The organism is Nocardioides perillae (genome assembly GCF_013409425.1).
GTDB classification, from domain to species: Bacteria; Actinomycetota; Actinomycetes; order Propionibacteriales; family Nocardioidaceae; genus Nocardioides; species Nocardioides perillae.
Genome location: NZ_JACCAC010000001.1, coordinates 1,881,177 through 1,895,334, shown reverse-complemented (window position 1 = coordinate 1,895,334; position 14,158 = coordinate 1,881,177). Strand labels below are relative to the sequence as shown.

The 14,158-nt window shown below is 74.7% G+C and carries 15 protein-coding genes; all 15 read right to left on the bottom strand.

Features of this window, described 5'->3' with window-relative positions; translation table 11 throughout:
- Positions 1-5 precede the first annotated feature (5 nt).
- The gene (gene atpE, locus BJ989_RS08790; protein WP_218849224.1) at positions 6-197 is read right to left on the bottom strand and encodes an ATP synthase F0 subunit C; all 192 of its coding nucleotides are present in this window, start codon (positions 195-197) and stop codon (positions 6-8) included.
- 95 nt (positions 198-292) lie between these two features.
- On the bottom strand, positions 293-1,126 hold the full coding sequence (gene atpB / locus BJ989_RS08785) for a F0F1 ATP synthase subunit A (protein WP_343049210.1): 834 nt from the start codon (positions 1,124-1,126) through the stop codon (positions 293-295).
- A gap of 25 nt (positions 1,127-1,151) precedes the next feature.
- On the bottom strand, positions 1,152-1,397 hold the full coding sequence (locus tag BJ989_RS08780) for an AtpZ/AtpI family protein (protein WP_179517882.1): 246 nt from the start codon (positions 1,395-1,397) through the stop codon (positions 1,152-1,154).
- Positions 1,398-1,427: 30 nt separating this feature from the next.
- Positions 1,428-1,943, bottom strand: a complete 516-nt coding sequence (locus BJ989_RS08775; protein ID WP_179517881.1) for a hypothetical protein — start codon at positions 1,941-1,943, stop codon at positions 1,428-1,430.
- 126 nt (positions 1,944-2,069) lie between these two features.
- The gene (locus BJ989_RS08770; RefSeq protein WP_179517880.1) at positions 2,070-3,245 is read right to left on the bottom strand and encodes an MraY family glycosyltransferase; all 1,176 of its coding nucleotides are present in this window, start codon (positions 3,243-3,245) and stop codon (positions 2,070-2,072) included.
- A gap of 7 nt (positions 3,246-3,252) precedes the next feature.
- Entirely contained in the window at positions 3,253-3,999 is a 747-nt protein-coding gene (locus BJ989_RS08765; RefSeq protein WP_179517879.1) for an L-threonylcarbamoyladenylate synthase, read from the bottom strand.
- A 5-nt stretch (positions 4,000-4,004) separates the two neighbouring features.
- A complete protein-coding gene (gene prmC, locus BJ989_RS08760) occupies positions 4,005-4,856 on the bottom strand; it encodes a peptide chain release factor N(5)-glutamine methyltransferase (RefSeq protein ID WP_179517878.1) in 852 nt (283 codons plus the stop codon).
- Entirely contained in the window at positions 4,853-5,932 is a 1,080-nt protein-coding gene (gene prfA, locus BJ989_RS08755) for a peptide chain release factor 1 (protein ID WP_179517877.1), read from the bottom strand. Before prfA ends, prmC begins: the two co-directional genes overlap by 4 nt.
- An 88-nt stretch (positions 5,933-6,020) precedes the next feature.
- Positions 6,021-6,242, bottom strand: coding sequence for a 50S ribosomal protein L31 (rpmE, locus tag BJ989_RS08750; RefSeq protein WP_179517876.1), 222 nt, complete (start codon positions 6,240-6,242; stop codon positions 6,021-6,023).
- A 100-nt stretch (positions 6,243-6,342) separates the two neighbouring features.
- Positions 6,343-7,974 (bottom strand): ATP-binding protein, encoded by a 1,632-nt coding sequence (locus BJ989_RS08745; RefSeq protein WP_179517875.1) that lies wholly within the window; start codon positions 7,972-7,974, stop codon positions 6,343-6,345.
- Entirely contained in the window at positions 7,967-9,433 is a 1,467-nt protein-coding gene (locus BJ989_RS08740; protein WP_179517874.1) for a glycosyltransferase, read from the bottom strand. The genes BJ989_RS08745 and BJ989_RS08740 overlap by 8 nt, the downstream gene beginning before the upstream one ends.
- A complete protein-coding gene (locus tag BJ989_RS08735; RefSeq protein ID WP_179517873.1) occupies positions 9,430-10,566 on the bottom strand; it encodes a HEAT repeat domain-containing protein in 1,137 nt (378 codons plus the stop codon). Before BJ989_RS08735 ends, BJ989_RS08740 begins: the two co-directional genes overlap by 4 nt.
- Positions 10,567-10,575: 9 nt before the next feature.
- The gene (locus tag BJ989_RS08730) at positions 10,576-10,947 is read right to left on the bottom strand and encodes a response regulator (RefSeq protein ID WP_179517872.1); all 372 of its coding nucleotides are present in this window, start codon (positions 10,945-10,947) and stop codon (positions 10,576-10,578) included.
- Between the two features lie 136 nt (positions 10,948-11,083).
- Positions 11,084-13,069 (bottom strand): transcription termination factor Rho, encoded by a 1,986-nt coding sequence (gene rho, locus BJ989_RS08725; protein ID WP_343049208.1) that lies wholly within the window; start codon positions 13,067-13,069, stop codon positions 11,084-11,086.
- Between the two features lie 183 nt (positions 13,070-13,252).
- On the bottom strand, positions 13,253-14,140 hold the full coding sequence (gene thrB / locus BJ989_RS08720; RefSeq protein WP_179517871.1) for a homoserine kinase: 888 nt from the start codon (positions 14,138-14,140) through the stop codon (positions 13,253-13,255).
- Between the last annotated feature and the right edge of the window lie 18 nt (positions 14,141-14,158).

Sequence of the window (14,158 nt, the reverse complement as noted above, 5' to 3'; positions counted from 1 at the left end):
CGAGGTCAGAGCACGAACGCGAGCGCGATGCCGATGATGGCGAGTGCCTCGGCGAGGGCGAAGCCCAGGATGGCGATCGACTGCAGGCGGCCCTGGGCCTCCGGCTGCCGGGCCACACCGTTGATGTAGGCGGCGAAGATCAGACCGATGCCGACGCCGGGGCCGATGGCGGCCAGGCCGTAGCCGATCATGTTCATGGAGCCAGTGAGTTCCACGATGCTTCCTTTCGGGTTTTCTCGGTGCGAGAACTAGGGGGTCGGGAGGGAGGTGCCGGTCGTGCGGGTCGTGCGCCTCAGTGCTCGTCCGCCAGCGCGCCCTGGATGTACATGGCGTTGAGGAGGACGAAGACGTAGGCCTGCAGGAACTGCACCAGCAGCTCCAGGAAGGAGATCGCGATGAACATGATCCAGGCGAGGATGCCGACCGGCGCGTAGGCCGCGGACATCTCGAGCAGGAGGTACTCGCCGCCGACCGCGAACAGGATGATCAGCAGGTGGCCCGCGAGCATGTTCGCGAAGAGTCGCAGCGCCAGGGTGACCGGGCGGACGACGATGTTGGAGAGGAACTCCAGCGGGATCAGCAGCGCGAGGATGGGGCCCTTCACGCCGGAGGGCACCGACTGCAGCTTGAAGTAGCCGACGAAGCCGTGCTTCTTGATGCCGACCGCGTTGTAGATGACCCAGCTCAGGGCGGCCAGGCCGTAGACCATGCCCGAGCGCGAGAACGTCGGGAAGTTGATGCCCGGGATCGAGCCCATGAAGTTGTTGAAGAGGATGAAGAAGAAGAGCGCGAAGAGGTAGGGCACGAACCGCGCGAAGTCGTGGCTGCCGATGATGTCGCGCGCGATCGAGTTGCGGACGAAGCCGTAGGCCTCCTCGCCGACGTACTGCAGCTTGCCCGGCACCATCGCGCCCTTGCGGGCCGCGGCGTAGAAGAAGCCGAAGACGAGCACGGCGGCCAGCACCAGCTGCAGCATCGGCTTGGTGACCGCGAGGTCGATGCTGAGGCCGAGGACGTCCACCGAGGTGGAGCCACCGATCGGGGGGTACTCGAAGCTGCTCGGCCCCGGCGCGGTGAAACCCTCGCCCTCGGCGGCACGGACCACGGTCGTGGCGATCAGGCTCACGGTGTCTCCTGTGTCGTCTGCACTGCTACGTCTCGTCTGCGGGCGGCCGGTTGAACCGGGCCCAGGTCATGTAGAGGCCCAGGACCGCACCGAGCAGGATCCCGACGACCACCAGGAACGAGGTCCCGAGCCACCGGTCCAGCCCCCAGCCGACCAGCCCGTACACCAGCACACCGGCCACGAGGTAGCCGAAGGCGTGCCAGGGATCGCCCTGGTGACCGTCGGAGCTCTCGTGCGGCGCTCGTGGGGAGGAGGGTCCTGGCTGAGCCATCGCGTGCCGGACTGTAGCAGCCGCGCCGGGTCACCGCGCACCTGCCTCGGGCGCCTCCGGAGCGGCCGGCGAGGGGCTCGGAGCGGGCTGCGTCGGGCTCGACGCGGGGAGGTCGTAGACGGGGATGCGCACGCGCACCGTGAGCACCACCTGGGCCACCAGCCACACCAGCGTGCCGGCCACGACGCCGCCGGCGACCCAGCGGGGGTCGAGGGTGCCGTCGAGCAGCCCGGAGTCGCGCAGCGCCAGGAAGGCCAGGCCGAGCAGCAGCACCTGCAGGGTGTAGGTCAGCAGCGCGACCAGCAGCGAGGCGGTCGGAAGCGCACCGGCCACGAGGCCCACGGTCAGGGCCCCTGCGGCCAGCACCACCACCACGAGCAGCGTGCCGGCCACGGCACCGAAGGCCGCGGCCGTGCCGGTGGTCGTGCCACCCACCAGCGCGAGGACGAGCCCGGCGACCAGGGCGGCGACGGCGGCGCCGAGGAGCACGGTCACGCTGCCGGGAGCGGCTGCTCCGCGGGGTGCCTGCGTCGACTCGGTCGTCATGGTGGCGGCCGTTCTGCTGGGGGTCGGGCGAGTGCTCCCACCCTCTCGGTGGGCGCTTGTGAAAGTTAGCACAAAGTCTGGGGGCGGCCGTACCCGGGGTACCTCGAGACCGCTCCCCCGGTCCGGTCAGCCCGGGAGCGGGCCGGCGGCGTCCTCGGGCGCGGGGGTGTCGTCCTCGTCGAGCATCGGCACGCCGCGCACGACGGGCAGCAGGAAGGTCGCCGCCAGCGTGGCGGCGACCATCGTGCCCAGGAGGGCCCACATCCGCGGTCCGGTCGCGAGGCTCACCAGCACCGTGCCGAAGCCGAAGAGCGCGGCCCACGACCACATGATCAGCACCGCGCGGCGGTGGGAGTGCCCGATCTCGAGCAGCCGGTGGTGCAGGTGCAGCTTGTCGGGGGCGAAGGGCGAGCGCCCGGCACGGGTGCGGCGCACCACGGCCAGCACCAGGTCGACCAGCGGCACCACGAGGATCGAGACCGGCAGCAGGATCGGCAGCAGCGTCGGCAGCAGGCTCGCCTCCGAGCCGCCCGCGCCCTGGGAGAGGTCACCGGCCGGGAACTGGCCGGTCAGCGTGATCGCCGACGCCGAGAGCACCAGTCCGATGAGCATCGACCCCGAGTCGCCCATGAAGAGCCGGGCGGGGTGGAAGTTGTGCGGGATGAAGCCCGTGCAGGCCCCCGCGAGCGCGACGCTCAAGATCGCCCCGGTGATCGCGAGGCTCTGGCCGTTGACGTTGGCCAGCTGGTAGCAGAAGGCGAAGAACGCCACGGCGCCCACGCCGACCACCCCCGCGGCCAGGCCGTCGAGGCCGTCGACGAAGTTGACCGCGTTGACGGTCGCGACCACGACCAGCACGGTCAGCAGGCCGCCCTGGGTCGCGTCGAGGGAGAAGAAGGTGCCGCCCGGGCCCGGGAAGAAGACGTACTGCACGCCCAGGGCGGCCATCAGCCCGGCCGCGAGCACCTGCCCGCCGAACTTCGTGAGCGCGTCGAGGTCGAAGATGTCGTCGAGCACCCCGACGAAGCAGATCAGCGCACCCGCGACCAGCACGACCCCGGCCGGGCGCAGCACCTCCTCGCCCCCGCGGGAGAGGAACGGGAGCTCGCGCGCCACGACGTACGCCGCGACGAGGCCGCCGAGCATCGCGAGCCCGCCGAGGTAGGGGATGGGCTCGGCGTGCACATCGCGGTCGCGCACGGCGGCGACCGCGCCGGTGCGCAGCGCGATCTCGCGGGCCACGACGGTCAGCAGGTAGGTGACCGAGGCGGCGACGAGGAAGACCAGGAGGTACTCGCGCACGCGACCGTCAGGCCCGCTCGGGGTGGTCCGTGCCCTCAGCGGGTGCGTCGGCGCCGTGGACGGGGTCGACCTCCGCCTCCTCCGCCTCCTCCTCCGCGCCCTCCTCGGTGAGGGTGGCGCCGAGCGGCTCGAGCACGGCGTTGAGCGCCTCGAGGGGCAGCGCGCCCTCGCGCAGCACCCGCCCCTGGGCCCCGGTGACGTCGACGATGGTGGAGGCGTCGCGGCGCGGCGAGGGGCCGTCGTCGACGATGACCGCGACCGACTCCCCCAGCATCCGCTCCGCGTCGTCGGCGGACGTCGCGGCGGGGCTGCCCGAGAGGTTGGCCGAGCTGACGGCGAGCGGCCCGGTGCGCTCGAGCACCTCGAGCGCGACGGGGTGGTCGGGCATGCGCACGGCGACGGTGCCGCGGGTCTCGCCGAGGTCCCACTGCAGCGAGGTCTGCTGGCGGCACACGAGGGTGAGCGGCCCGGGCCAGAACTCCTCGACCAGCGCGCGGGCGTAGCCCGGCAGCGCGGTCGCGAGCGCGTCGAGCGTGGTCGCCGCGCTGATGAGCACCGGCGGCGGCATGTCGCGCCCGCGGCCCTTCGCGGCCAGCAGCGCGCGCACGGCCGCCGGGTCGAAGGCGTCGGCGCCGATGCCGTAGACGGTGTCGGTGGGCAGCACGACCAGCTCGCCGCGGCGCACGGCGAGGGTGGCGGCCTCGACCGCCGCCTCGCGCTCCTCGTCGGTGCCGGTGGGGTAGCGCTCGCTCATGGGGCTCATCGTGCCAGCCGCGCCGTCGTGAAGCGCGGACGCCCGGCGAGGTCGCGGTGGTCGCGCACCTCGGCCCACCGCCCGGTGGCGGTGAGCACCGCGGGGGCGGACGCGCCCTGCACGTCGGCGTGCTCGAAGCCCAGCCGGCCGCCGGGTCGCAGCAGCGCGGCCGCGCGCACCTCGAGCGCGCGGATCGCGTCGAGGCCGTCGTCACCGGAGAAGAGCGCGAGGTGGGGGTCGTGCTCGCGGGCCTCGGTCGCCACGGACTCCCACGCCTCGAGCGGGACGTACGGCGGGTTGCTGACGACGACGTCGACCCCGCCGTCGAGCTCGGGGAAGGCCGCGGCCAGGTCGGCCAGCTCCAGCACGACCCCGGTGCCGGCGAGGTTGCGCTCCGCCCAGGCGTGGGCGCCCGGGTCCAGCTCGGCGGCGTGCACCCGCGCCTGCGGCACCTCGTCGGCGAGCGCGCGGGCGATCGCGCCCGACCCGGTGCACAGGTCCACCACCACGGGCTCCTCCCCCGCTGCCACCCGCGCGCGCAGCTGCTCCACCGCCCACCCCGCGAGCAGCTCGGTCTCGGGGCGCGGCACGAAGACCCCCGGGCCCACCGCCAGCTCGACGTGGCGGAAGGCCGCGGTGCCGGTGAGATGCTGCACCGGCACCCGGGCGGCGCGGCGGGCGACGAGCGCGGCGTACTGCTCCTGGTGGTCGGCGTCGACCGCCTCGACCAGCGGGAGCCGGCCGAGCGGCACGGCGAGGACGTGGGCGAGGAGCAGCCGCGCGTCGGCCTCCGGCGAGGCGACCCCGGCCTCGGCGAGCTGCACCGCCGCGGCGGCGAGCAGCCCGCGCGGCGTCACGACGAGGTCTCCAGCGCGGCGAGCCGCGCCTCGGTGTCGGCGCGCACGCACGACTCGACGACCGGCCCGAGGTCGCCGTCGAGCACCTGGTCGAGGTTGTGCGCCTTGTAGCCGGTGCGGTGGTCGGAGATGCGGTTCTCCGGGTAGTGGTAGGTGCGGATCCGCTCGGAGCGGTCGACCGTGCGCACCTGGCTGCGGCGCACGTCGGAGGCCGCGGCGGCGGCCTGCTCCTCGGCGGCCGCCAGCAGCCGCGAGCGCAGGATGCGCAGCGCCTGCTCCTTGTTCTGCAGCTGGCTCTTCTCGTTCTGGCAGCTGACGACGATGCCGGACGGCAGGTGCGTGATGCGCACGGCCGAGTCGGTGGTGTTCACGCTCTGACCACCGGGGCCGGAGGAGCGGAAGACGTCGATGCGCAGGTCGGCGTCGTCGACCTCCACGTCGACCGGCTCGGCCTCGGGCAGCACCAGCACGCCGGCGGCGCTCGTGTGCACCCGCCCCTGCGACTCGGTGACGGGCACCCGCTGCACGCGGTGGACGCCCGCCTCGAACTTCAGCAGGGCGTACGGCGCCTCGCCGGGCCCCGGCGTGCCCGTGGCCTGCACGGCGAGCGTGACCGACTTGTAGCCCCCGAGGTCGGACACGGTGGCGTCGAGGACCTCGGTGCGCCACCCGCGCTGCTCGGCGAAGCGGGTGTACATGCGCAACAGGTCGCCGGCGAACAGCGCGGACTCCTCGCCGCCCTCCCCCGACTTCAGCTCGAGGATCGCGTCCTTGGCGTCGGCGGGGTCGCGCGGGGCCAGCAGCTGGCGCAGCCGCTCGGCGACCTCGCCGTGACGCGCGGCGAGCTCCTCGGCCTCCGCCGCGAAGGCGGGGTCCTCCGCGCCGAGCTCGGCCGCCGCGGCGGCGTCGTCACCGAGCTGCTGCCACTCCTGCCAGGTGCGGACGACCGCCGACAGCTCGGCGTAGCGCTGGTTGAGGCGCTTGGCCAGGCGCGGGTCGGCGTGGACGGCCGGGTCGGCGAGCCGCTCCTCGAGGGTGGCGTGCTCCTCCACGAGGGCGTGGACGGCCTCGAACACGGGCGGTCTCCTCCAACGGACGGGCGAGCAGGGCCGGACGCACGAGCGCCGGCCACCGCAGGGGCGGTGACCGGCGCTCGTGGAGGTGCTACTTCTGGGCCTGCTTGGCCTTCGCGTAGCGCGCCTCGAAGCGGGCGACGCGACCACCGGTGTCGAGGATCTTCTGCTTGCCGGTGTAGAACGGGTGGCACTGCGAGCAGACGTCGGCGTGCATCGTGCCGCTCGTCGCGGTGCTGCGGGTGGTGAACGACGCGCCGCAGGTGCAGGTCACCTGGGTCGGCACGTAGTCGGGGTGGATGTCCTTCTGCACGGGGTGTCCTCTCAGTCGCCGGGTCACCGTGCGCCGGGCGCGCGCGGTGTGAGCCGGAACCAGCACGCAAGTGTGCCACTGGTGCGAACACCGACGCGAATCACGGTGTTCCCGGCTGCGGCTCCGGCTCTGGCTGCGGCTCCGGCTCCGACTGCGGCTGCGGTCCCTGCAGCTCCGCCCCCTGCTCCCGCGCCTGCGCGGGCAGCCGCACGGTGGCGGTCGTGCCCTCCCCCACCACCGACGCCAGGTGGAGCCGGCCGCCGTGGTGCTCGAGGATCGTCTGCACGATGCGCAGCCCCAGGCCGGTGCCGGGGATCGACTGGTCGACGGCGTTGGAGGCGCGGAAGAAGCGGGTGCCGAGCTGCGCCAGCTCGGCCGCGGGGATGCCGATGCCGTGGTCGGCGACGGTCAGCACCAGCGCCTCGCCCTCCCGGCGGCTGGTCACCTCGACGCTGCCGCCCTCCGGGCTGAACTTCACCGCGTTGCTCAGCAGGTTGAGCACGGCGCGGGAGAGCTGACCGGGGTCGGCGAGCACGAGCAGCGGGTCGCGACGGTCCTGGGCGAGCGCGAGGTCGACCCCGCGACCGCTCGCCGTCATGCGCAGGTCGACGACGCAGTCGGCGACCACGTCGCGCAGCGACACCGTCTGCAGGTCGGTGCTCGGGCTCTCGGCGCGCGAGAGGGTGAGGATGTCGTCGATGAGGCTGCGCAGCCGCTCGACGTTGCGGCGGCCGGCGTCGAGCATCCGCTCGTGGCGCGGCGAGAGCTCGCCCTCGAACTCGTCGGCGACCATCTCGACGTAGCCCGCGATGGTGGTGAGCGGGGTGCGCAGCTCGTGGGAGACGTTGGAGACGAAGTCGGTGCGTGCCGCGTCGAGGCGGCGCAGCTCGTCGCGCACCTGCTCCTCGACGGCGCGGGCCCGCTCCTGCGCCTCGGCGAGCTCGTTGAGGGCGACGGCGACCGAGCGCACCTCGCGGCGTCCGGCCTCGGGCGCCCGGGCGCCCTGCCGGGCCTGGGTGAGGGCGTGCACGGTGTCCTCGAGCCGGGCGAGCGGCACCACCACCTCGCGGTCGAGGCGGCGCGTGCCGACCAGGGCACCGGCGAGGAGGGCGGCGAGGACGAGCCCCGTGCCGATGACCAGGGCGACCAGGCGGCGCCGGGTGTCCTCCTCGATCGCCACGACCCGGTCGGTCAAGGCCTCGCTCACCGCCGCGTGCCGCGTGCGCAACGCGTCGAAGCGGGCCCTCCCGGTCGCGAAGAGCTCCGCGTCGAAGGCCCCCGGCCCTCCCGGCCCGGCGAGCTTGGGCGCGGCGTAGCCGTCGAGCCACGCCTGGGCGGCGTCCTCCTGCGCCGCGACCAGCTCGGCGAGCTCGGCGTCGCCCTCCGCGTACTGGCGCAGGACGCGCTCGTGGCCGGGCAGCTCGGCGATGCCGGCGAAGTAGGGTCCCAAGGTCGTCCGGAGCCCGGTCAGGCTGTAGGCCCGCACGCCCGTCTCCGCGTCGGTGAGTGCCTGCAGGACGGAGTCGTTGGCCGACTGCACGGGCATGAGCTCGTCGGTCAGCGTGGAGGTGGCGCGCAGCGACAGCACGGCGCCCGCGAGACCGAGGACGCCCAGCAGCAGCACACCGACCAGCGCCAGCGCCTGCACGCGCCGCAGCAGGCCCGCGACCGTGCCGGTCGACCCGCCCGCGGGCGCGGGTCGGGGCCGACGTCCGGACCGGGTGCTAGTCACCGGTCTGGAAGCCCTTGCGCTGCATGTCGCCCCAGTCGTGCGCGGAGCGGCGGAGCACCTCGACGATGCCGCCGAGGCGCCAGAAGGCGTTGAGCTGGCGGTAGCCGAAGTTCTCCTCGACCGCCGCGAGCACGGCGCGCAGCAGGTCGGGCACGCCGCGGTAGCGGCGGAAGGAGACCTCCTCGGCCAGGAGGGCCACCAGCGTCACGAAGATCGCGAAGAGGATCGAGGCGGTCAGCAGCAGCGAGGCGAAGGGCACGTTCAGGGTCTGCAGCTCGTAGGCCACGAACGGGTCGAGGAGCAGCGCGACCAGCAGCAGGGCGAAGTAGACCAGGCCGAGCACCTCGACGACCGGCGCCAGGAGCTCGAAGAAGAAGAACCAGGGCATCGTCACGGTGCCGATGACGCCGTAGCGGGGCCGGAAGAGCATGCCGCGGTGGCGCACGAAGATCTCGGCCAGCCCGCGGTGCCACCGGCGCCGCTGCTTGCGCAGCACGCCGCGGTCCTCCGGCACCTCGGTCCACGCGACCGGCTCGGGCACGAAGACGACGTCGCCCTCGAGGTCCTCGTCGCCGAGGCGCCGGTGCAGCCGCACGACGAGCTCGGCGTCCTCGCCGATGCAGTCGGTGGCCATCCCGCCGACCTCGAGCAGCACGTCCTTGCGGAAGACGCCGAAGGCGCCGGAGATGATGAGCAGCCCGCCGGCGCGCGACCAGCCGGCGCGGCCCACGAGGAAGGCGCGGAGGTACTCGACGACCTGGATGCGGGCCAGCCAGCGACGCGGCATGCGGGGGTTGGACACACGGCCCCGCTCCACGCGCGAGCCGTTGGCCACGCGCACCACGCCGCCGGCCGCGATCACCCGGCCGGGGTCGTCGGCGAAGGGCCGCGCGACGTTGAGCAGGGCGGAGGGGTCGAGCAGGGAGTCGGCGTCGACCATGCACACCAGCTCCTTGCGGGAGTGGTTGATGCCGGCGTTGAGCGCGTCGGCCTTGCCGCCGTTGCCCTTCACCACCAGCGCGAGGTTGTGCGCGCCGCGCCGGCTCACCCAGGTGCTGAGCACCTCGCCCTTCGTCGGGATCGAGCCGCCGGGCACCAGCGGCACCTCGACCATGTCGAACTCGCGCACCAGGATCTCGACCGTGTCGTCCTTCGACCCGTCGTCGACCACCACGACCTCGAAGTCGGGGTAGCGCAGCGCGGTCATCGCCTGCACCGACTGCACGATCGTCGCGGCCTCGTTGTAGGCCGGCATCAGGACCGAGACGCCGCGGGAGTTCGGGTCGAGGAACCACTCGTCGTACGCCGCGAAGTCGAGGCGGCGACGGTAGCCCGACAGGTCGACGAGGGCCAGGGCCGTGAGGACCAGGAAGCTGCTGTTGATGAGCACGGAGTAGACCGCGAAGGCGATGCCGAGCGCGACCATCACGGCCTCGAAGCCCTCCACCACGCCGGTCACCGCAGGGCCGTGCCGAGCGCGGCGAGGGCGACCGTCTCGCGGGCCACCGGGGCGGTCGACTCCTCGAGCGCGGCGGCGCCGGCCGGGCCGCTGCGACCCAGGGCCTGCGCGGCCGCGCGGGCCACCTCGACCGCGGGGTCCTCGAGCACCGGGGTGAGCGCCGGTACGGCCCGGGGGCCACCGAGCAGGCCGAGGGCCTGCGCGGCCGTGCGGCGCACCTCGGCGACCGGGTGCCCGAGCCCCGCCTCGAGCGCGGTCGAGCCGGCGGGCGAGCCGAGGCGCCCGAGCGCGTCGAGGCAGGCGGTCTGCAGCGGCACGTCGTCGACCTCGAGCGCCGCGCGTGCGAGCACGGGGGCGGCCCCGACGGCGTCGACCAGGCCGAGCCCCTCGGCGGAGAGCTGGGCGCGCCGGCGGGCGCGCGCCTCCTCGGGCCGCAGCTCGTCGGACGCACCGGCCTCGGCCGTCGGACCGGCGCCGGTGACGCTCGCCCCGCCCACGCCGGCGAGGGCCTCGACCAGCTCCTGCTCCAGCACCGGGGCCGAGGCGGCGCCGATGCGGGAGAGCGCGGCGAGGAGGTCGCGGCGCAGCACGGGCTCGCCGGCGACCAGGTCGAGCGCCGGTCGCACCGCGCTGGCGTCGCCCAGCGAGCCGAGCGCCTGGACCGCGACCCGGCGCACAGCGAAGTCGCGGTCGCCGAGGCGGTCGAGCACCAGCGGCAGGGAGGCGGGGTCGGCGAGCATGCCGAGGCGGTAGAGGCCGCGGCACCGGCGGACCGCCGACCACGAGCCGACGAGCGCCTCGGCCCGGGCAGCGCTCCCCCAGTGGCGCAGCAGCTGGCGCAGCCGCTCCTGCGAGGCGCCGCGGAGCTTGGGGAGCAGCCCGAACGCGTCGGCCTCGACCACGGCGACCTCGGAGCGCGAGGCGCGCTCGAGCCCGGCCAGTGCCTCGTCGACCTCGTCGTCCTCACCCGTCGTCATGGTGAGCACGAGCCGCCAGACCGGGGTGCGCAGCTCGGCGCGGCGACGCTCGGCACGGCCGGTGCCGAGCCGCACCGCCACGAGCGCGAGCACCAGCCCCACGCACAGGAGCGCCAGCAGCACCCCCGCGACGAGGGCGAAGAAGCCGAGGTCCACGGCGCAGGATCAGCGGGCGCGGGCGAGGAGGGCCTGCACCCGGGAGGCGAGCTCGCGCGGACTGAAGGGCTTGGTGATGTAGTCGTCAGCGCCGGAGCTGAAGCCGGTCTCCACGTCGGCCTCCTGGGCGCGCGCGGTGAGCAGGATGACCGGGATGTCCTTGAGCGCCTCGTCGTCGCGGATCGCGCGCATCGCGTCGAGGCCGGACATGCCCGGCATCATGATGTCGAGGATCGCGAGGTCGGGGCGCTCGGCCTGGCAGGCGTCCACCGCCGCCGCGCCGTCGCCGACCGCGACGATGTCGTGCCCGAGGGTGGAGAGCTTGAACTCCACCAGCTCCCGGATGTCGACGTCGTCGTCAGCGACGAGGATGCGCGCCACGCGTGGTCTCCCTGTGTCTCGGCCGTGCCCCCAGCGATCGCCGGCCAGCCGCCTCAGCGTAGCGGTCGGCACCCGCCCGGGCACCCGACCCTCACAAGGGGGGCCGTTGGTCCCGGCCCGGTGCCCGGGCGGGGTCTCAGGCCCCGCTGCGCTGCACCGCCGTGAGCAGCTCGACGTTGCTCTGGGTGCCGCGCACCCGCCCGAGCAACGCGTCGAGCGCCTCACGCGGCGCGAGGTCGCCCAGCGAGTGGCGCAGCGCGCGGACGAGGGCCACCTCCTGCTCGCTCGAGAGCAGCTCCTCGCGGCGCGTGCCGGAACGCAGCACGTCGACCGCGGGGAAGGCCCGCTGGTCGGCCAGGTCGCGGCGCAGCCGCAGCTCGAGGTTGCTCGTGCCCTCGAGCTCCTCGAAGACGACCTCGTCCATCGCCGACCCGCTCTCGACCAGCGCGGTGGCCACGATCGTGAGCGAGCCGCCGTTCTCCACGTTGCGGGCGGCACCGAAGAAGCGCTTGGGCGGGTGCAGCGCCACCGCGTCGACGCCGCCGGGCAGCACCCGGCCGCTCGCCGGGGCCGCGAGGTTGTAGGCGCGGCCGAGGCGGGTGAGCCCGTCGACCAGCAGCACGACGTCGTGGCCCAGCTCCACCAGGCGCTTGGCGCGCTCGACCGCGAGCTCGGCGAGCGTCGTGTGGTCGACCGGCGGTCGGTCGAAGGTGGAGGCGATGACCTCGCCCTTGACCGACCGCTCGAAGTCGGTGACCTCCTCGGGGCGCTGGTCGACGAGCACCACCATGAGGTGGCACTCGGGGTTGTTGCGGGTCACGGACGCAGCCACGGCCTGCAAGGTGGAGGTGCCGCCCGACTTCGACGGCGAGACCACCAGGGCGCGCTGACCCTTGCCGAGCGGGGCGAGCAGGTCGACCACGCGGCCGACCACGTCCTCCGGGCCCGTCTCCAGGCGCAGCCGCTCGGTCGGGTGCAGCGGGGTCAGCGCGGCGAAGTCGGGGCGGGTGCGGGCCGAGTCGGGCTCGGCGCCGTTGACCGAGTCGATGCGCACCATCGGGTTGAACTTCTCGCGACGCTCGCCCTCGCGGGGCTGGCGCACCTGGCCCACCACGGCGTCGCCGCGGCGCAGGCCGTACTTGCGGACGATCGACAGCGAGACGTAGACGTCGTCGGCACCCGGCAGGTAGCCGCTGGTGCGGACGAAGGCGTAGTTGTCGAGCACGTCGAGGATGCCGGCCGCCGGCACCAGCACGTCGTCCTCGAGCACGGTCGTGTCGGGCTCGCCGCGCCCCGGCGCGCGGCCGGCGCGCTCCACCGGGCGGTCGCGGTCGCGGTCGCGACCGCGGCGACGGCGGTTGCGGCGGCTCGTGCCGTCGTCGTCGAGGTCCTGCTCGCCCTGCTGGCCCTGCTGGCCCTGCTGGTTCTGCTGGTTCTGCTGTCCCTGCTGTCCCTGCTGGCCCTGCTGGTTCTGCTGTCCCTGCTGGTCCTTGCCCTGCTTGCCGCCCTGGCCCTCCTGGCCCTGCTGGCCCTTGCCCTGCTGGCCCTTGCCCTGCTGCTGGCCCTCCTGGGCCGTGCCCTGGGCCGCACGGTCGCGACGCTCGCGCTGCCGCCCGCCGGGCTGCTCCTGCTCCGCGCGCGCCGGTTGGTCCGTCGAGGGCGCCTGCCCGGCCTCCGCCGCCTGCTCCGCCGGCTCCCCCTGCTCGGCACCACCCGCCCCACCGGCACGGCGACGGCTGCGACCCGTGCGTGCCGGCCGGTCCTGCTCGCCCGCGACGTCCTGGGCACCCGCGACGTCCTGGGCACCCGCGGCTGCGGCGGCGCCCGTGCGGGCCTCCGCCTGTCCGGTGCCCGCGTCGCGGCGCTGCTCGGCGACCCGCTCGGCGCCCGCACCGGGGCGCTGCTCGGCGCGCTGCTCGGTGCGCGGGGGGCCGGACTGCGCCTCGCGGATCGCGGTGACCAGCTGCGCCTTCTTCATCGCGCCGGCGCCGGCGATGCCCATGCCCGCGGCCATCGACTTCAGGTCGGCCAGCAGCATCGTGCTGAGTCCGCCGCGCTTCTTGGGGGCAGCGGTGCCGTCGGCTCCCGCGTCGGGCGCACCAGCGCCGGTCGTCTCGCTCACGTGGGTCCTTCGCACGTCGTGCACGCCCCGGTCGCGACCGGTGGGCGTGGTGGTGAGGTGGGGTGGAGCTCCGGGGCGGGCCGGACGAGAAGGTCCGGGCCACGGCCGAGCAGGAGTCGGCGTCGCGGGCGACGCGCGCGGCTCAGCCTAGCACCGGCAGGGCCCACCGGCCCGGGAGCAGCCTCAGACCAGGCGGGCGCCGTCGAGGTCGACGGCGAGGTGGTGGGCGCGCCACCCCTCCGGGCAGCGCGCCTCGAGGCCGGGCCCGTCGACGAAGGCCAGCACGGTCGGCCCGGCGCCGGAGACGACCGCGGGCACGCCGTCGGCGCGCAGCGCGTCGACGAGCTCCAGCGAGGCCGGCATCGCGGGGCGGCGGTAGTCCTGGTGCAGCCGGTCGCGGGTCGCGACCAGCAGGTGCTCGGGGTGGGCGGCGAGCGCGCTGACGAGCAGGGCGGCGGAGGCGGCGTTGGCCGCGGCGTCGCGGTGCGGCACGGTCGGGGGCAGCAGCCCGCGCGCCAGCTCGGTCGACAACCCGGTCGGGGGCACGAAGACGACCGCGGAGACCCGCGGGTCGACCGCGGCGCGCACGGCGAGGAAGCCGTCGCCGTCGGCCGCCGAGACCACGAAGCCGCCGAAGAAGGCGGGGGCGACGTTGTCGGGGTGCCCCTCCATCCGGGCCGCGAGCTGGAAGAGCTCGTCGTCGCTGACGAGCAGCTCGCCCCCCGCGACCAGGCCGCGTGCGAGCACGACGCCGGCGACGATCGCCGCGGAGCTCGACCCCAGGCCGCGGCTGTGCGGCAGCACGTTGTCGCAGCGCAGCGCGAGCCCGGGCGGCTGCACGCCCAGCAGCGTGAACGCCTCTCGCATGGCGCGGACGACGAGGTGGCGCTCGTCGCGCGGCACGTCGGCCGCGCCCGACCCGGACACCTCGACCTGCAGCCCACCGTCGGTCACCTCGGCCTCGAGGTGGTCGTGCAGGTCGAGCGCGAGGCCGAGGGCGTCGTAGCCGGGGCCCAGGTTGGCCGAGGTGGCGGGCACCCGGACCCGCACCGGCCCCTCGACGAAGCTCACCGCGCCGCCCGGTCCGGC

Excerpts from the sequence above, each read along its gene's own strand:
- atpE (WP_218849224.1), bottom strand. The coding sequence starts at position 197 with ATGAACATGATCGGCTACGGCCTGGCCGCCATCGGCCCCGGCGTCGGC.
- BJ989_RS08780 (WP_179517882.1), bottom strand. The coding sequence starts at position 1,397 with ATGGCTCAGCCAGGACCCTCCTCCCCACGAGCGCCGCACGAGAGCTCC.
- BJ989_RS08775 (WP_179517881.1), bottom strand. The coding sequence starts at position 1,943 with ATGACGACCGAGTCGACGCAGGCACCCCGCGGAGCAGCCGCTCCCGGC.
- BJ989_RS08765 (WP_179517879.1), bottom strand. The coding sequence starts at position 3,999 with ATGAGCGAGCGCTACCCCACCGGCACCGACGAGGAGCGCGAGGCGGCG.